19 protein-coding genes and 1 pseudogene are annotated in these 17,742 nt (G+C 61.9%); 16 read left to right on the top strand and 4 right to left on the bottom strand.

The features are described from left to right. Positions 1-10: 10 nt before the first annotated feature. Both EJ079_RS16755 and EJ079_RS16750 read right to left on the bottom strand, forming a co-directional pair. Complete coding sequence (locus EJ079_RS16755; RefSeq protein WP_245466242.1) at positions 11-961, bottom strand: hypothetical protein; 951 nt, start codon at positions 959-961, stop codon at positions 11-13. A 354-nt stretch (positions 962-1,315) separates the two neighbouring features. After that, positions 1,316-2,344: a CapA family protein gene (locus EJ079_RS16750; protein ID WP_127809549.1), complete on the bottom strand. Its 1,029-nt coding sequence runs from the start codon at positions 2,342-2,344 to the stop codon at positions 1,316-1,318. A 107-nt stretch (positions 2,345-2,451) separates the two neighbouring features. On the opposite strand from EJ079_RS16750, the gene EJ079_RS16745 reads away from it, so the two are divergent. From EJ079_RS16745 to EJ079_RS16710, 8 genes and pseudogenes are all read left to right on the top strand, one after another. Continuing rightward, complete coding sequence (locus tag EJ079_RS16745) at positions 2,452-3,717, top strand: hypothetical protein (protein ID WP_127809548.1); 1,266 nt, start codon at positions 2,452-2,454, stop codon at positions 3,715-3,717. A 436-nt stretch (positions 3,718-4,153) separates the two neighbouring features. After that, complete coding sequence (locus EJ079_RS16740) at positions 4,154-5,776, top strand: DUF2778 domain-containing protein (protein ID WP_127809547.1); 1,623 nt, start codon at positions 4,154-4,156, stop codon at positions 5,774-5,776. A 128-nt stretch (positions 5,777-5,904) separates the two neighbouring features. Next, positions 5,905-9,081: an excinuclease ABC subunit UvrB gene (uvrB, locus tag EJ079_RS16735; RefSeq protein ID WP_127809546.1), complete on the top strand. Its 3,177-nt coding sequence runs from the start codon at positions 5,905-5,907 to the stop codon at positions 9,079-9,081. A gap of 62 nt (positions 9,082-9,143) precedes the next feature. Then, the gene (locus EJ079_RS16730) at positions 9,144-9,479 is read left to right on the top strand and encodes a hypothetical protein (protein WP_127809545.1); all 336 of its coding nucleotides are present in this window, start codon (positions 9,144-9,146) and stop codon (positions 9,477-9,479) included. Between the two features lie 627 nt (positions 9,480-10,106). Next, positions 10,107-11,069, top strand: a pseudogene (locus EJ079_RS16725) (ATP-binding cassette domain-containing protein); the annotation flags it as partial. Between the two features lie 79 nt (positions 11,070-11,148). Further along, positions 11,149-11,427 carry a type II toxin-antitoxin system RelE/ParE family toxin gene (locus EJ079_RS16720; protein WP_023809788.1) on the top strand — a complete coding sequence of 93 codons (279 nt, stop codon included), beginning with the start codon at positions 11,149-11,151 and terminating at the stop codon, positions 11,425-11,427. A 27-nt stretch (positions 11,428-11,454) separates the two neighbouring features. Next, on the top strand, positions 11,455-11,763 hold the full coding sequence (locus EJ079_RS16715; protein ID WP_127268663.1) for a HigA family addiction module antitoxin: 309 nt from the start codon (positions 11,455-11,457) through the stop codon (positions 11,761-11,763). Positions 11,764-11,898: 135 nt separating this feature from the next. Continuing rightward, positions 11,899-12,057: a hypothetical protein gene (locus EJ079_RS16710; protein ID WP_127268662.1), complete on the top strand. Its 159-nt coding sequence runs from the start codon at positions 11,899-11,901 to the stop codon at positions 12,055-12,057. 16 nt (positions 12,058-12,073) lie between these two features. On the opposite strand, the gene EJ079_RS16705 is transcribed toward EJ079_RS16710, so the two are convergent. Next, positions 12,074-12,688, bottom strand: a complete 615-nt coding sequence (locus tag EJ079_RS16705) for a glutathione S-transferase family protein (RefSeq protein WP_127268661.1) — start codon at positions 12,686-12,688, stop codon at positions 12,074-12,076. Between the two features lie 238 nt (positions 12,689-12,926). On the opposite strand from EJ079_RS16705, the gene EJ079_RS16700 reads away from it, so the two are divergent. After that, a complete protein-coding gene (locus EJ079_RS16700) occupies positions 12,927-13,355 on the top strand; it encodes a glyoxalase/bleomycin resistance/extradiol dioxygenase family protein (protein WP_127268665.1) in 429 nt (142 codons plus the stop codon). A gap of 75 nt (positions 13,356-13,430) precedes the next feature. After that, positions 13,431-13,784, top strand: coding sequence for a DUF1428 family protein (locus tag EJ079_RS16695; RefSeq protein WP_127809544.1), 354 nt, complete (start codon positions 13,431-13,433; stop codon positions 13,782-13,784). Between the two features lie 143 nt (positions 13,785-13,927). Here EJ079_RS16695 and EJ079_RS16690 read toward each other — a convergent pair whose 3' ends face one another. Beyond that, complete coding sequence (locus EJ079_RS16690) at positions 13,928-15,550, bottom strand: sulfotransferase (protein ID WP_245481680.1); 1,623 nt, start codon at positions 15,548-15,550, stop codon at positions 13,928-13,930. Positions 15,551-15,689: 139 nt separating this feature from the next. On the opposite strand from EJ079_RS16690, the gene EJ079_RS33330 reads away from it, so the two are divergent. From EJ079_RS33330 to EJ079_RS16665, 6 genes are all read left to right on the top strand, one after another. Beyond that, on the top strand, positions 15,690-16,082 hold the full coding sequence (locus EJ079_RS33330) for a hypothetical protein (protein WP_164748817.1): 393 nt from the start codon (positions 15,690-15,692) through the stop codon (positions 16,080-16,082). Positions 16,083-16,272: 190 nt separating this feature from the next. After that, the gene (locus tag EJ079_RS16680) at positions 16,273-16,473 is read left to right on the top strand and encodes a cold-shock protein (RefSeq protein WP_127809541.1); all 201 of its coding nucleotides are present in this window, start codon (positions 16,273-16,275) and stop codon (positions 16,471-16,473) included. Positions 16,474-16,617: 144 nt separating this feature from the next. Next, positions 16,618-16,887: a hypothetical protein gene (locus EJ079_RS16675; protein WP_023809798.1), complete on the top strand. Its 270-nt coding sequence runs from the start codon at positions 16,618-16,620 to the stop codon at positions 16,885-16,887. Continuing rightward, entirely contained in the window at positions 16,884-17,165 is a 282-nt protein-coding gene (locus EJ079_RS16670) for a hypothetical protein (protein ID WP_127809540.1), read from the top strand. Before EJ079_RS16675 ends, EJ079_RS16670 begins: the two co-directional genes overlap by 4 nt. Before the next feature lie 39 nt (positions 17,166-17,204). Then, positions 17,205-17,342, top strand: a complete 138-nt coding sequence (locus EJ079_RS33325) for a hypothetical protein (protein WP_164482279.1) — start codon at positions 17,205-17,207, stop codon at positions 17,340-17,342. A gap of 99 nt (positions 17,343-17,441) precedes the next feature. After that, a complete protein-coding gene (locus tag EJ079_RS16665; protein WP_127809539.1) occupies positions 17,442-17,660 on the top strand; it encodes a hypothetical protein in 219 nt (72 codons plus the stop codon). Positions 17,661-17,742 lie beyond the last annotated feature (82 nt).

Genomic DNA, 17,742 nt, shown 5'->3' with positions numbered 1-17,742 from the left:
CTCGGCCGGACTAGCTTGCCTCGTCCCTCCCGCCGATCTTTCGCACCAGCGCCGCCGTCGCCAGCATCGCGCCCATGTCCGATATCATCGGCGCGACATGCCTGCTGTAGTCGAGCGGCACCGAAATATCCGGCAGTTCGAAGAAGTTCTTCGTCTGCGGCAGCAGCAGGAACCCATCGCTGCCATTGAGCGCGACACGGGCCGGATCGTCGGGCCAGGTTTCGCCAAGCCATTTCAGCGCCTGCGCCAGCCGGCCGCTCACCAGTGGCTGTGCCGCTCCGAGATTGTCGGTGCGGAACTCGTAGGCGGCATCGAGCAAAGCATCGCCACTGGACAGCTCCTGCAGCTTGCTGGCGAATATGCCGCGAAAGAAGCTGATGACCGCGTTGGTCCGGCGCGTCGCCACCAATATGCCGGGGAACGGCGCGATGGTCTCGAAGGCGACGATGACGCCCTGGAAAGCGGTCGACGAGCCCTTGCCCGACCCTTCCCGCAGATGCGCCTCGTAGAGTTCGAACGGAAACCCTTCGTAGCGGCCCGCGACGATGTCGTCGAACGCCTGGCGGTTGAACGGACCAACCGCCGTGCGCGGCAACCGGTCGAAGGAATTCGGCGTCACGCCATGCTGGTAGCGCATGTCGGCGATGAAGCCGAAGATGATCGGCAGCAGCGTCTCGCGGAACGATTGCTGCAGCCGCGTCGCCGGTTTCCTGGCCTGGAAATAGAGCAGGATCGAAGCCGCGAAGCCGATCACATAGAGAAATACATGCGGCGTCGAGACCCATTGCTCGTTGGGGTCGGCGACCTTGTTGAACAGCCACGCGACCAGCACCACGGCCACCAGCACCAGCCCCACGAACACCGGCACTCGCCAGCGCACCTGCCGGACCGCCGAAGCCCTCGCCGCTTCATAGGCCTCGATGTCTTTCCGGATGCCGGCGATGACCGTTTCGCTCGGCATGAAATCCGCTGTTTCCACCGCTACCCCCGCAAGCCTCGACAAATTCATGATAGCTGGTTTTGTTCGATGTATCGACTGCAGTGCCTCTTCAACAAATGTCCGCGCCTGATTACCACGTGGTTCCCCCAATCCGTCGCTGCTTCGCAGCGCCACCTTCCCCCCTCCGGAGGGAAAGGAAAGGAGCGTTGCTGGACGAGCGCTGACGGCAAAAGCTTGGCGCCTTTCCTCTACCCCGTCGATCGGGGGAGAGGTGGCTCGGCGAAGCCGAGACGGAGTGGGGGTCGACCAGCGCCGCAAAAGACAATGCATGCGCCAGCCATGGACCCCATAGGCAACGTCTCGTCACTTGCAGCACTAAGGAAAGACCGCTTTCAGTCGCCCCTCGACCTTGTCACGCACTCGGCCCTCCAATGCCTCCACCACCACCAGCCGCTCACGGTCGCCGGCGCGCAGGCGCATGAAGGGATGCATTTGGTAAGATGCGATCGTGCCGCGCGTACCGGCATCGGCACTGACTTCGACAATGAGGATAGAACCGATGCGACCGGGCCATGGCTGGCGGGCGAAGGCGGTGCCGAGGAAATCGCCGAGCCCATAAGCGACCACCGTCTTGTGGATCCTTTCCACCGGCTGCACGACATGGGCGTGATGGCCGGCGATCAGTCCGACGCCCTGCCCGGCCAGCCGCCTGGCCAGAACTCGCGTCTCGTCGCGGGGAAAATGCCGGAACTCCCAGTCCCAATGCGGCACGGCGCAGAGTAGGTCGAAACCATCGCGCGGCCAGCCAGCCTGATCGCTGTCCATCGACACCCGCCCGGAGAACAGGTTCTCATCGGCGTTGCGCCACAGCGTGAAGGCTGCGAAGCCGATATCAACCGATCCAACCTGCACCGGCACAACCGGACCGTCGGCGGCCAGGCCGATCGTGCGGATGCCGAGCCGCAGCAACGCCGCGACCGTCTCGTCGAAACCGGCGACGCCCTGATCGAGCACATGGTTGTTGGCCAGCGACAGCACGAGCCTTTCTCGCGCAATACCAACCGCCGCCAAGGCCTCGGCCAGAAACAACTCGCTCATCGCATGATGCGTGCCGAGCCTTGTGCCCAGCGCCGCGCTTGGTCTATCCACCACAGGGCTTTCGCAATTGCCGATCACCAGATCGGCGCCGCCAAGCAGTGCCTTGATCGCCGGATCGCAGTCCGGCGCACCGCGATTGGCCACCGCCGAGATGTCGCCGACGAACGCCAGCCGCATTGTCCGCCTTGGCGCTGAATCTATCAGCGTTTCCGCCATGGGCGCAAAGTCTTGCGCGTCGCCGGCCAGCGATGGCTTGAGGAAACGCGGCAGCCAGGACAGCTTGTAGGAAAGCGGATAGTTCGACACGCGATGCCCAATTGTTTGCCCTGTGTAAACCGTCCTCGCGGCGGGTTGAAGCGCAGCGTTGCAAATGGTGTATATTTGCGCGGCGCGACAAATATTGGGGGGAAAAGATGACACGACTGGCAGGCCTGCTGACATCCGCTTTCATTTTGCTCCTGCCGCTGTCTTCCGCGTCGGCGGCAATGCCCGAAGCGGCCACCCGACTGTTCGAGGCGAAGAGCGTGGCCGCGCGCGACGCTGCCCTGTCTATGCTGGAGACCGCCGCGCCAAAAGACCCGGCGTCCGCCTATGCGGCCGGGGCGGGCGAGTTCTTCACCGCACTGGAGATCCTGGCTACCGGCCTGCACCGTCATGGTTTCGAAAGCCCGCAATCCTTCATGCTGCCGCTGATGCGGTTGCCGGTGCCCGATAATCCCAATCCCGAGCCGCTGACTTACGAGCAGTTCCGCGCCATCCTGGTCGGCTTCCGCGACCGGCTGGAGAAATCCGCGGCAACGTTTGCGTCGGTGCCGCCCGATGCCGATATCGGCATGGTCATCGATCTCACCCGTCCGGGCATCGACCTCAACGAGGACGGCACCATCGCGCCGGACGAGAGCATGGCGGCGATCATTGCCGGGTTGTCACGCGGCGGCATTACATCGGACGACGCCGTTCCCACGCTCACCTTCCGTTTCGACCGCGCCGACGGATACTGGCTGCAGGGCTATGCCGAGTTCCTGATGGCGCAGGCCGATTTCTGGCTTGCGCATGATTTCAGGAGCACCTTCGACGGCTCGTTCCACATGCTGTTCCCGCGCGCCAAATTGCCGTTGCAGGATATTCTGGTGCCGCCGGCCGGCGACATGGGCTCGAGCATCTTCTCGTCGGAATGGCGCATCGCCGATTTCATCTCGATGGTGCATCTCGTCAACTGGCCGGTGGTCGAACCGGAGCGCCGGCAAGCGGCGCGCCGCCATTTGCTGGAAATGATCCGGCTGTCGCGTGAGGACTGGAAGGCGATCCGTGCCGAGACCGACAATGACCGCGAATGGCTGCCTGGACCGCAGCAGAAGGGCGAGAACCCACTCACCGGCCTCGAAGTCGGCGAGGAGCAGGTTCAGGCCTGGCTCGCCGCCCTGACCATGGCCGAGGATCTCCTGGAAGGCCGCAAGCTGCTGCCGCATTTCCGCGTCACCGCCGGCACAGGCCTAGGCATCAACATGAAGCGCTTCTTCGATGACCCGAAAAACTTCGATCTGGTGCTGTCGATCACCGGCCCGGCCATCGCGCCCTACCTCGAAAGCGGCGAACTCGTGACCAGCGACGATTTCGACCAGATCCAGCGCCAGTTCGGCGGCGGCGGGTTTTTGACGTTTGCGCTCTGGTTCAACTGAGGACGGGCTGCTTCAGGCCCTTCCGCAGGGGAAATCTTGGCAAGACCGCCAACATTTTTACTGGAAGCAGGCGCCTTTCCCAGGCGATGTCTGCTGGCAGTCACCTCACTGCAGATGCCGCGCGAAGGCGCTTCGCAAAAATTAGCAGCGGCTGTTTTGCTTGACTCGGCCGCCAAAAACAGGCAGCAAAACCAGGTCGGAAGGGCGACAACACCACTTTCCTGGCCGTGGACGAAGCCAAATTTGGCCCAAATCCACATCTCGTCGTTGGTTTTGAGAGGAATTGATTAACCAACTTTGTCCATATTTTGAAGCAATCGGCAACCAACTACAGACGCGGCAAACGCGTCGGGGACCACCTGGGATCACTCACAGAATGGTCGTCGCGGCTCTCAAGGCCACGTACGGGGAAACCGATTGAAGCGAGATTGGTTGCATGGCGTTGTTGAGTACACACAAAAAGAACCGGGGACAGCATGAGGGCGGCGAGTTCGTCGATGCTCCGCGTTCCTCTTCCTTCAACGCTGGCCGGGTGGCCCGCTGGGTCGCGCTGCCTTGCGTCAGCACTGCCATCGGCCTTTGGTTGATCGGCACCATGGCCGGCCTCAGTTCCGTCGGCGCCTCGCTGTCGGCGACTTCGGTTGGCCTGCCCCAGACGCTGTCCATGCCGGGATCGCTCGCACTTACCGATCCGCTGAAACAGCACTTCTTGAAAGCCCCCTTCGTGCTGGCCAATGCCAATGGCGGCACTCAGGCCCTGCATGATCATTCAGTGCAGTGCGGCGCCAGCTGTTTCAAGCTGGCCAGGGTAAGCTCGCAGGCGGAAAAATCCGAACGCCTTGTGGCGCAGGCAAAGCCGACGCCCGCCGCCGTGAAGTCGAAGGCGCAGGAGCGCTTTGAACGCATGGAAGCGTCGCTTTCGCCGATGAAGCTGGCCGCTGCCTTTGCCGACGCCGGAAAGCCTGTCCCCAGTGCCAACACCCGCCCGGTGATCTCCACCGTCGCACCGCGAATTGCCGAGGCGTCGCTGGTGCCGTCCGTCCAGGTGACGGCCAGCCTGTCCGATAACATGCCAGTTCCGGCAGCCGAACGTTTCGCCCGGCTGGATACTGGTTCGGTGGTCGTGCAGACCGCACCGCAGCCGATGGGCTTTGCCCAATCCGATACGCCGGACAATTCGCAGTTGGCGCTTGCCCTCGTGCAGTCGCTGCCGGTCGACGCCGAGGCGTTTGCCTCACCGCTGCCGATCGAGGAATCGTCAGCCGATGTCGCGGTGTCACCCGTCGAAACCCAGCAGGACCAACCCGGCGATGCCGCCTCGCTGCCGGACGCGCTGACCGACGACGTGCCGTTGCCGACCCGCCGCCCGCAATTTGACGCGCCGCAGCCCAAAATCGTCCAGCAAGAGCCTAAGTCCGTCCAGCAGCCCAAATCTGTTCAGCAGCCCAAGCCCGTCCAGCAGCCGAAGCCGGCACGCGAGACGGTCCAGCAGGCTCAGCCGGCAAAACCGACGCGGCAAGGCCGGCCGGCCGACGGCGGTGACGTTTTGGCCTATGCCAAGCCCGACACGCCTTCGGGCGGCCTTGGCAAGGCGTTCAGGAACCTGTTCAACTCGCCGGGATCCAGAAGCGGAGCCGGAAATGGCGTCGCCGTCTACGATATCAGCGCCGGCACCGTCTACATGCCTGACGGCTCGAAGCTCGAGGCGCATTCTGGCATCGGCGCCATGACGGACCAGCCGCGCTATGCCAACCAGAAGAACCGCGGGCCGACACCGCCCAACACCTATAATCTGTCGCTGCGCGAGTCGCGCTTTCATGGTGTGGAGGCCTTGCGCCTGACGCCGGTCGATGGCCGCAACAAATACAATCGCGACGGGTTTCTGGCCCATACGTATCTGCTTCGGGGCCGCTACGCCCAGTCGAGCGGCTGCGTCGCCTTCAAGGATTATGCGCGTTTCCTCGCCGCCTTCAAGAAGGGCAAGATCAAACGCCTCGTCGTGGTGCCGCGCCTGAACGGGTCGGCGACGCAGGTCGCATCAGCCGCCAGGGGCGTGTAGCGATAAGAGGCTTTCGGGCGTACCTTCCCGCCTGCTCCTGACAGCCTGCTGTCAGGAGCAGCGCTGTCCGGCACGCCTCTCCCCACCGCGCTCTTTCCATTTTGGCCAGGAAATCCCATATTCGGGACATGGCCAAATCTCCCGATCAGAAAACGCCGCCGACGGCGAATGACGACCGCGCCGCGCCGAAGCGGCGCAGCCCGCTGACCGATTTCCTGGACGCTTCGGAACCGCTGCACAGAGGCGGCTTCGCCGAGATGCCGCAGCCGGAGCTCTCTGGCACGCCGCTGACCGGTTCGATCGCGGACTGGGCCGAGCAGATCGAGGAGGAAGCCGAAAAGGAAGGACGTCTTGCCGGCAAGGGCGACGGCGGCAAATCGCCGAAGCCGTCGAAGAAGATACCCGAGCGCTCAAGCTCGCCCGGACGCAGTTCGCGCGGCACCTCGATGGGTGGCGCGGCGTCAGCCAGGGAGCGCACGGCAGCGGGCCTCAACCCGGTCGCGGGTCTCGACATTTCGCTGGAAGACGCCGAGACCATGGCTTCGGGCAGCGTCACCGCGACGGTGGCGGCACTGTCGGCGTTGATCGAATCCGGCAATCCGCTGCACAAGGACGGTGTGCTGTGGACGCCGCATCGCCCCGCCCGCCCGGAAAAATCCGAAGGTGGCATTGCCATCAAGATGGTTTCGGATTTCGAGCCGGCCGGCGATCAGCCGACCGCGATCAAGGATCTGGTCGAAGGCGTCGACAACAACGACCGGACCCAGGTGCTGCTCGGCGTCACCGGCTCCGGAAAAACCTTCACCATGGCCAAGGTGATCGAGGAGACGCAGCGCCCTGCCTTGATCCTGGCGCCGAACAAGACGCTGGCGGCGCAGCTCTATTCCGAGTTCAAGAAATTCTTCCCGGAAAACGCCGTCGAGTATTTCGTCTCCTACTACGACTATTACCAGCCGGAAGCCTACGTCCCGCGCACCGACACCTTCATCGAGAAGGAATCCTCGATCAACGAGCAGATCGACCGCATGCGCCATTCGGCGACGCGTTCGCTGCTCGAGCGCGACGACGTCATCATCGTCGCCTCGGTGTCCTGCATCTACGGTATCGGCTCGGTCGAAACCTATACGGCGATGACCTTCCAGATGCAGATCGGCGACCGGCTCGACCAGCGCGCGCTGCTCGCCGATCTCGTCGCCCAGCAGTACAAGCGCCAGGACATCAATTTCGTTCGCGGCTCGTTCCGGGTGCGCGGCGACACGATCGAGATCTTCCCGGCCCACCTGGAAGACCGCGCCTGGCGCATCTCGATGTTCGGCGACGAGATCGAGCAGATCACCGAGTTCGACCCGCTGACCGGCCAGAAGACCGGCGAGCTGAAAAGCGTCAAGATCTACGCCAATTCGCACTATGTGACGCCGCGCCCGACGCTGAACCAGGCGATCAAGTCGATCAAGGAAGAGCTCAAGCACCGGCTGGTCGAACTCGAGCGGGCCGGCCGCCTGCTTGAGGCGCAGCGGCTGGAACAGCGCTGCCGCTTCGACCTCGAGATGCTGGAAGCCACCGGCTCCTGCGCCGGCATCGAGAACTATTCGCGCTATCTCACCGGCCGCCAGCCGGGTGATCCGCCGCCGACGCTGTTCGAGTACATTCCCGACAACGCGCTGGTCTTCATCGATGAAAGCCATGTCACCGTGCCGCAGATCGGCGGCATGTATCGCGGCGACTTTCGCCGCAAGGCGACACTGGCCGAATACGGCTTCCGTCTGCCGTCCTGCATGGACAACCGGCCGCTGCGCTTCGAGGAATGGGATGCCATGCGTCCGCTTTCGGTCGCCGTCTCGGCGACCCCTGGCGGCTGGGAGATGGAGCAGGCCGGCGGCGTCTTCGCCGAGCAGGTCATCCGCCCGACCGGCCTGATCGATCCGCCGGTCGAGGTTCGCCCGGCCAAGACCCAGGTCGACGATGTCGTCGGCGAAATCCGTGACACCACCAAGGCCGGCTACCGCACGCTGGTGACGGTGCTGACCAAGCGCATGGCCGAGGATTTGACCGAATATCTGCATGAGCAAGGCATCCGCGTGCGCTACATGCACTCGGACATCGACACGCTGGAACGCATCGAGATCCTGCGCGATCTGCGCCTCGGCGCCTTCGACGTGCTGGTCGGCATCAACCTGCTGCGCGAAGGCCTCGACATTCCCGAATGCGGCTTCGTCGCCATTCTCGACGCCGACAAGGAAGGTTTCCTGCGCTCGGAAACCTCGCTGATCCAGACCATCGGCCGCGCCGCCAGAAACGTCGACGGCAAGGTCATCCTCTATGCCGACCAGGTGACCGGCTCGATGGAACGGGCGATGGCCGAAACCAACCGCCGCCGCGAAAAGCAGGTGGAGTGGAACGAGGCCAACGGCATCACCCCGGAATCGGTCAAATCGCGCATCTCCGACATCCTGGATTCGGTCTACGAGAAGGACCACGTCCGCGCCGACATCTCGCAGTTCACCGACAGTGCCGGCGCCATGATGGGCAACAACCTCAAGGCCCATCTCGACGCGATGGAAAAGCAGATGCGCGATGCCGCAGCCAATCTCGACTTCGAAAAGGCGGCTCGCATCCGCGACGAGATCAAGCGTCTGCGAGAGATAGAATTGTCCATCTCCGAAGACCCACTGGCCAAATACGCCGATATGGAAAGTCCTGCCTCAGGCCGCGAAAAGGGCAAGCACAACAAGGGCGTGGCCAAACATCGGACAGCAGAGGAACAGGAGCGTTTCCGCAAGCTCGACGCGGCGCGTGCCGCAGAAGAGGCGGCCAAGGCTGCCCGGCCCAACCTCTTCCGCAAGCCTGATCTCGACGAGATGGGCGCCGACGGCGCCGTACCGGTGAAGAAGCCGCTGTTTTCGAAACCCTCGATCGACGATATGGGCCCGGGCACCGACATGCCGACGCCGGCCGGCGCGGTGTCACGCTCGCTGTTCAAGAAACAGTCGGCCGAAGAGGCGCATGGCTCCGATTTCGGCATTCCCGGCGACGTCACCAAGCCACTGTTCAAGAAGAACTCGCTCGATGAGATGACCGTGCGGCGCACGGAAAAGCCGGTCGAGGGAAAAGTGCCTGCCAAGCCCCAGCCAATCTCCCCCCAAGTGGGGGAGATGCCCGGCAGGGCAGAGGGGCGCGCGAAGGAACGCGACGATTCCGCCAAACCGGTTGTTCGTCAGCGCGCCGGCATCGGTTCTTACGAAGACCTAGGCGACGCCCGCCGTGAAAAACGCCGGCCGGGCAAGACGGGACGGCCGGGGAAGTAGGAGCTGCAGCTTCGAGTCTGCGATTGGTTGCGGATTTCAGATGCCGCCGCTTAGAATAGGTGATGGTCGTCGTTCGCAGACTTGATGAAGAAGAGTTCAAGGCTTGCTTTGCCGAGCTGATGACGAATATCACCGCGACGGCGAATGCTGTCGTAGACATATGGCCCTATGTCGACGCGTTAAATCTGGACGAAGTCGGCGTGCCCTATTTGAACGACGTCCATTATGTTTACCGAGATGCCCAAAATCGGTTCGATCAAGTTTTGATTGGCACCGGCAGGTTCAACGCCCTTCTCGTGATCGTCATCGATCTCGGCACAAGCGCGGTGTTCGGGCATTTCCTACTCGATCTCAACAAAGAATATGGACTAAGCGGCGGTTACTTGAGACCTGTCTGATCCGGCCCATTGACCTGTGAAGCTCAATTAATCCGCTGGGCCCAATCAGCTTGGTAGCACAATGGTCAGGGCAGGCGGAATATGCTCCCGCGACGGGATATCCAGCCAACCAAGGTTTGATCGATGCGACAGCGAGGCAAACTCCATATCCTCCCCCTAATCTTAGGCAGCAAGGACACGCCTTTGCGGGCCGGAGCTGATCTCGGTCGGGTCCAGAAACATCTTGGCTTTCCTAAATGGCTATATGTCTATCAGGATCAGCCGTGCGGCTTTCTTCTAGGTTATGGCGATCTGGAAATCGACATTTTGACCAGGCGCAATCGAGCACGCGTCCATCGCATCAGCATCAAACTTTGGCACATGCCTGATGTCCCCAAGCCTTTGCCTTTGAAATGGAGCGGCAACAGCCAAATCGATCTCGATGGCTTTGGCCCGGCAATGACGATTTCGGCCGCCAGGACGCTCCTCGCAGGTCTAGGACTGCAAGCCGAGGAATATAAGGTGGAAAGCGTATCTGAAACTGTCCGCCGGCTCGTGCTCCCCCACGCCGAGCTTCATTTCTTCAAGGGACCGGAAGAACCGATCCTGATGGAGTTTCACTTCCTGACACCGCAGGAAATCCAGCGAACCAACCGGACGCTGTTCCTGCGCCCGGAACAGTCGCCCGTGTTTGCCTTGCCCTATTCCCGCGCCAGGCGGGCGCTCGACGAGGTCGACGCCTCGACCGAGCGCAAGTTCCAGCGCGACATGAAGGTGGCGCAGCAATTGCGCCGGCAGGCGGCCAAGCTCAACAATATCGGCATCAATTCAGGCAGCGACCTGCTGACGGTCAAGACCAGGCAACTCAGCCAGCGGGCCGAAAAACTGGAGGAAGCGGCGAACCCGGCGCATCGCGAGAAGTCGGCGGGTGCCATAAAACTGGCCAATCGCGACACTCACGCCAAAGTGCTGATCACGCTCGACGACGCGGCTGTCGAAACACCCGATGGCACGCTGCTGTTTCGGACCGGCAAGCGCCACATCTGCCAGGGCGACCGCATCGTGCTGCTAGGCCGCAACGGCGTCGGCAAGTCGCGCTTCGTCACCCTGATCCGCAATGCCATTGTCGAACCGGACACGGTGCGGAATGTGAAGGTGACGCCGTCGACGGTGCTCGGCTACAGCGATCAGGCGCTGTCGGGCATCAGCGGCGACGACACGCCGCTGGCGATGGTCTCGCGCCGCTACGATGTCGGCGAGCAGCGCGCACGGTCGTTGCTGGCCGGTGCTGGCGTGGTCATCGAGATGCAGGAGAAAAAGATCGGCGTGCTGTCCGGTGGCCAGAAGGCGCGTCTGATGATGCTGGCGCTGAGGCTCGCCAATCCCAACTTCTATCTGCTGGACGAGCCGACCAACCACCTCGACATCGACGGCCAGGAAGCGCTGGAAGCGGAACTGCTGGCGCATCAGGCAAGCTGTGTGCTCGCCTCGCACGACCGCTCCTTCATCCGCGCCATCGGCAACCGCTTCTGGCTGATCGACAAACGAAAGCTGACCGAAGTCGAGGCCCCCGAGGAGTTCTTCCGCTCAGTGGCCGAAACGGCAGGATGAGGTCAACGGAGGTCGACTGGCATGTAAATTATTTGCTTACAGACCTTGTTTTCTGTAAGCAATCTGTTTACATATATCGATGATCAAGTCCTTCAAGAACAAGGCGCTGTCGGACCTCTTTCAAACTGGAAAGACCGGCAAGATCGACGCCAAGATGCACAAGCGCATTCTTGTCCGGCTTGACCGCCTGGAAGCTTCGGAGAAGCCGGAGGAAATGAACCTTCCCGGCTTCGATTTCCACCCGCTGAAAGGCTTCGATCCAATCCGCTACACGGTCCACGTCAACGGTCCGTGGTGCATCACATTCGAGTTCGACGGCAAGGACGCTGCCCGCGTCGATTTCGAGCAATATCACTGAGGCGGCCAGACTGGAGAAGTTCGACTTATGACCGTGCACGAGCCGACGCGTCCTATTGAGCGTTGTCCCTCCCACCCGGGAGCGCTGCTTGAGGACATTATCCCGGCAACTGGAAAGACCAAGGTGGAAATTGCAAATCTGCTCGGGATCTCCCGGCAGCAGCTCTATGACATCATCCGCGAAAAGAAGCCGGTTTCGCCGGCTGTGGCCGCTCGCCTCGGGAAGCTGTTCGGCGACGGCGCCGCGATCTGGCTTCGAATGCAAGCGGCTTTCGATGCTTGGCACGCAGAGCGTGAAGTTGATGTTTCAGCGATCCCTACGCTCAGGGTTGCGTAGGTCCGCACGGCAGCATTCGGACAGACCATCAGACGCCGCGATAAAAAATCTCGACGGTCTGTCGGATAGCCTCAGCCCGTCGCGTCCTTGGGATGCCGACACGATGATGCCGGCGCCAACCCAGGGAGAATTATCATGTCGGTTCTTTCATCCATCGGTCGCGTCGCAACCCGGTATGCGGCAGCGCGCGCTCGTCACCGCAGCGAGCGCATCCTGCTTTCGCTGCCGGCCTCGCTGCGCAAGGATATCGGCTTTCCGGACGTCTTCGACGCGCAGAACGGCCGCCGCCCCTGACCTCGCGAGGCGCCAGTCAGTCATGCGTATCACCTGAAAGCGGTGTCGCCTGCATCGATACGCGTTTTTCGAAAGCCTCGAACCAGTGCGTCAGCCGTGCCCGCGAGCGAAAAGGCGGCAGGTGGCGGAACGCCATCCAGGACAGCGTGGTGGCCAAGGCGATGTGGCCGACATGGAGCGGTGCCTCGTCGTCCAGCGCGCTTTCGATCCAGTCGTAGCTCGCCTCGATCTTTTCCCGGTATCCGTCGGCGAGAGCACCATAGCGCAGCTTTTCGGGTCTCCTTTCTGTCTCCCAGCGCAAAGCGATGCCTGTCTGCGCGAGGCCCTGGGCGACCGACTGAAGCCGCAACGCCTGCCAGCGCGCCTCGCCGTCCTGCGGCAGCAGCTTGCGGCCGTCATGCAGTGTGTCGAGATAGGCGCAAATGACATCGGAATCGAAGATCGGCGACGCATTTGGCCGCAACAGCACCGGCACCTTGCCAAGCGGATTTTCGGCGTAGACATCGGCGTTGCGCAAGGTGGGACTGGTCTCATGATGGATGACCTCCAGCCGATCGGCAATGCCAACCTCATGGGCGAAGACAAGCGCCTTGCGCGCGAAGGGTGAGTGGGTTTGATAGTAGAGGATCATTGTCGTCCCGGGGTTGAAGAGGCGTTCGCGTGATCCATCTGTTCTAGCCTGCGAGCCGAGAGAATTGCGCTCTGATTGGGCGCCGCCGACGCAAGTTCGTTTCACGCCTCTCGCTCGAGCCCGCGGCTGTCCGGGATAATCAAGGGCCGACCGCCAAAAAAATTTCGCCGCCATGTAGGATCGCCGCCGTCCGATCCGTCCTATGGCTCGCAAGGCCAAACGCAAAGAGGAACAACAAATGACTGATCAGACCCCCGTTCAGCCCGCGGCCAAAGTGCTCGGCGGATTGACCCCCTATCTGCAGCTGGATGGCGCCTTCAAGGCTGCCGAATTCTACAAGAAGGCCTTCGGCGCGGAGCAGGTCTTTGCCTACCCGGCGGACGAAAAAGGCCGCACCATGCACATTCACCTCCACATCAATGGCTCGACCCTCATGCTCTCCGATTTCTATCCGGAAAACGGAATGCCCGCCGTCAAGCCGCAGGGTTACACCATGCAGCTTCACCTCGGCAGCGACGACATCGAAGCCTGGTGGAAGCGCGCCGTCGATGCCGGCTGCGAAGTCGCCGTGCCGCTCCAAGTCATGTTCTGGGGCGATCAGTGGGGCAATATGCGCGACCCGTTCGGCGTCGAATGGGCGATGAACGCGCCGGTGAAGAAAGCTTGATCTGCCAACGATGGCCCGAGCCCCTCACCGGCCGGCGCCGGTGAGGCCCTGTGAACTTCCAGGAGGAGATCCAAAATGTCCTATGTCGATGGTTTCGTACTTGCCGTATCCAAGGCAAAACTCGATGACTACAAGAAGCTGGCCAACCTCGCAGGGCCTGTCTGGAGGGAACATGGCGCGCTCGCCTATGTCGAATGCATCGGCGACGACGTGCCCTATGGCGAGGTCACGTCCTTCCCGCGTGCCGTGCAGGCCAAGGACGACGAGATCGTCGTCTTCGCCTCGGCCGTCTATGAGTCGCGGGAGAGCCGCGATGCCGTCATGGCCAAGGTGATGGCAGATCCCCGCTTGAAGGCCGATTGGGCGGACATGCCGTTCGACGGCAAGCGCATGATCTTCGGTGGCTTCAAGCCATTCATTGAGCTTTGAGCAGCCGGTAGCAGATTAGAAGAAGCCTCTCAGCTTCGTCATCCTAGGCGAAGCAGGAGCGAAGCTCCGTCGCGAAGACCCTAGGATGACGACGCGGGTGCTTAGGCCATCGCTAAGGCCACGATCAGCTAGATAGCGTTGCGCTAATCCAGCTTGTCGAGCAGCGGCTTCAGCCGATCTCCATAGCGCTTCCACAGATCGACCGACCCTTGATACATCGGCTGGCGCACCTGTGCGGCCGAAGCCGTGCGAACCGGTCGGTCGGTCTCGTGGAACGATAGAGCCGCGTCGTCCCAGGGCAGGCCGAGATGAGCGATCAATGTCCGCGTCTGTCCTTCTTGGTCGGCGACAAAATCCTCGTAGCGTACATCATGCACGACGCCCGGCAGCACCGTGTGCCAATGCTTCATGATGTCGGTGTAGAGATTGTGGAAGTCGGCGAGCTCGCCGAGATCGTAGCCATAGCGATGGCTGTCGCCGCGGAAATGCACTTTGTAGATCGACAGGCAGGTGGCCGCCGCATCGCGCGCGCAGTGGATGATCCTGGCCTTCGGCATCATCATGTGGATGAAGCCGACAAGCAGGAAGTTGCCTGGCATTTTGTCGGTGACGTGACGCATGTTCGGATAGCGGGCATGCAGCATGTCGAGATAGGCTTGCCCTGCCTCGGCAAAATCCGCATCGCCCATATCCGATACGCCCCATGGGAAGCCACCCGGCATGGTCGCCGGGAACTGCTTGCCGACCGCCTTCTTCAAGATGCTGAGCTCGCCTGCGCCATAGACCTGCGGATGGCTGGCAATGATCTGCTCGACCAGCGTCGTGCCCGAACGCGGCATGCCGACGATGAAGATCGGCGTGTCGTCGCTGATTGAGCTGGGCCTGTGCTTCTCGAAGAAGCCGGCATCGAAGGTGGCCTTCATCGCCTCGAATTCGGCCCGCGTCCTGGCCTGGTCGTAGTTGATGCCTTTGCGGCGGATCGCATTGCCTTCGGCGAAATAGTCGAAGGCCCGGCCATAATCCCTGAGATCGTCATTCGCCTTGCCGAGTCCGAAGGACAGCTGCATGCGTGCCAGGCTGTCCTGCGGCGCTTTGGCATGCTGGGCTTCCATGCCCCCAAGCTCGCTGTCGCGCTCCTTCTGGCGCTTGACCTGCGTCAGCATCAGCCAGGCTGTGGCCATGGCGGGGTTGATCGCCAACGCCTGCCGGAACAGGTCGACCGCCTCGTCGAGCTTGCCCTTTTCCATCAGCCCGACGCCGAGCCCGTGCAGCAGGTCGGCATCCTTGGGGCGTATCGCCAGCGCTTCGCGGAAGGCAGCCAGCGCCTCATCCAGCCGCCCGGCTTCCTGCAGGGTTTCGGCAAGCCCGATGCGGGCGCGCACGTGAAATGGATTGCGTGCAACCGTGCCGCGATAAATCTCTTCGGCCTCTTCGAACTGGCCGACCTGCTTCAGCGATGAGCCGAGATTGTCGCGCGCCGCGAGCTGGTCCGGCCGCAGATCCACCGCACCGCGGAAGAAATCGATGGCCGCAGCAGGGCGGCCGAGGTCGCGCATCACCGTACCGAAATTGTTGAGGAAATCGGGATTCGTCGGCTGCAGGCTCACCGACCGTTCGATGAGATCCAGCCCTTCTTCGCTGCGCCCGGTCTGGTGCAGCAGCAGTCCCAGGAAATGCGCCGCGGCCGCATGCTTGGGCTGACGCGCCAGCACCTGCCGGTAGATCGTCTCAGCCTCTTGCCGGCGCCCCGCCTGATGCAGTTGCAACGCCTGCTGCACATACTGGTCGAGGCCCAGCGGCGGCTGTCCGCCTGCGCCAGACCTGGCTCCCGCACCCGCCGCTCGTCTTTGATCTCTGTTGATGGGAAACCTGCCGTGTTTTATCCGCCTGTGGCGATCTAGGCCATTGGCGCGCCAGGTTCAAGGCTTCGCTTGCTGTCTCGTCCTTTCGTCGGTGCGGAAAGATCAAATCAGGCGATTGGTCTCGGCAACCTGCCTGGCACGCCGAACCGTTCCATCGGTGTCGGCCATCCTTCGCTTTGCCGCCTCGTCACTTCTGACAGTCAGCCGCGGCGACAGGACAACCATCGGCTTTGCCATTACCGGCTTTGCGACCGGCGTGATCGTTACGGGGGTGCCTGTTGGCGTCTTTACGGACATCTCGAGGTCTCCTTCTTCAACTCACAAGAAAAATGAAATACCGGGAGAATTATTCCCGCTAAGCTTCAAACAGTTTTTGAATTGTATGAATTTGTATCATCATTTTTCTGATAGTTACAGCGCGCAATTTTTTGAATGAAGCACAATTTTATTTTAAAACGCCTTGATTAAATTACAACAAAGGCCTATCTGTACAGGATCGCTTTGGGCCAGAATTGGCATCTCGCGGCGTCAGAGGTTCTCGACCCGCCAATCTCATTCCAAATCATCGATACCGGGCGCGCGGCAATTCGCTCCGCGCGGCCATTCTCATTCTTCGAAAGACCGACATGAACACCGGAACCGTGAAGTTCTACAATGGCCGGACCGGCTTCATTCAGCCGACCGATGGCGGCAAGGACGTCTTTGTCCATGTCAGCGCACTGGAGCGCGCCGGCTTCTCCGGCCTCGCCGAAGGCCAGAAGCTGCAGTTCGAGTTGGAGCGTGACACCAAGGGCCGCGAGTCGGCCGCCAATTTGCAATTGATCTGATCCGGCCGAATTCGATGAACGCTGACCACGGATGTACTGGCAGCTCTCGAAAGAGGCTTATTTCCAGCGACTGCCGGAAATAGGAAAGCGGGGCTCGTCCCCGCTTTTTTGTTTTCAGGACCGCTGCTTTGCATAGGTAAGACAATGCCGGACCGCACCACCCACTCCATCGCGCACTTCACCGCACCTTTCGTGCTCGGCGGACTGGAAGGGCAGCTGCCGGCCGGCGACTACGACATCGACCACGACGAAGAGCTGATCGAGGGCATGTCGCGGCTTGCCTGGCGCCGCGTCGCCACTTTCATCCATCTGCCGGCAAGGGCAGCGAAAAACCCGCCCACCAGCCAGCTTGTCGCCATCGATTACCTCGAACTCGAAACAGCGCTGAAGCGCGACAGGGAGAATGCAGCATGATCCGTTTCCAGCAGAATGCGCGCCCGCGCACCGACACACCCGCGCACCAATTTTCGATCGGTCAGACCGTGCGCATGAAGAGCCGCACCGGCCTCGTTCAGAAGACCGCCGAACTGTTCCAGATCAAGAGCAGGCTGCCGGTCAAGGATGGTTCGCCGCAATACCGCATCCGCAGCGAGCAGGAGAGCTATGAGCGGGTCACCACCGAAGACAATCTCGAACCGGCAGATCCGGTTGTTGCCGACAACCCCGTTGTTGCCAGCAACCCGCTCGTCTGAGACCCCACCGCCAAGCCAACACTGAAGCAGGAGCACGACATGTCCAAAGGTCAACAGCGAAGCAACCGCGAGACACGCAAGCCGAAGAAGGACAAGGTCGTGGCAAAGCCCGCCTCCCCGTTCGGTTCGTCGGTCAAGCAGGCGGAGAGCAGCTTGAAGCCGAAGTCGAAAGGCTGACAAACTGGAGGGCGCGCCTCGTGCGCCCTTTCCGTCGTCCTCTGTGAGGTGGCGAATTGACTGGACAGGCCTGCGCAATGCTCTGCCACGGAGGCGCGTTTGAATTTCGTCATCGAGTTCTACCGGTCGCGCGACGCCGACGAAGCCACTCTCGACAAGGTATCGCTGGAGGCGCCGAATCTGCGCGCCGCGCTGCAGGGCGCCACCGCGCTGTTCCACACGCTGGCCATGCCGCAAATCCTCGATCGCCTGCGCATCTGCGACGACAATGGCTGCGAGCTTTACGCCGGCCCGGCCGACGGCGCCTATCCGGTTTAGAGCAGCGGTGCTGCCCACGACTCCATTAAAGTTCACGTAAGATCGAGGCCCTAAGATCCGCCTGAACCGGGCCGCTGCCGCG

This window comes from Mesorhizobium sp. M7A.F.Ce.TU.012.03.2.1 (genome assembly GCF_004006095.1).
In the GTDB taxonomy this organism is placed as follows: domain Bacteria; phylum Pseudomonadota; class Alphaproteobacteria; order Rhizobiales; family Rhizobiaceae; genus Mesorhizobium.
Note: the sequence above shows the minus strand (reverse complement) of the source record. Positions and strands in the feature narration are given on the sequence as shown.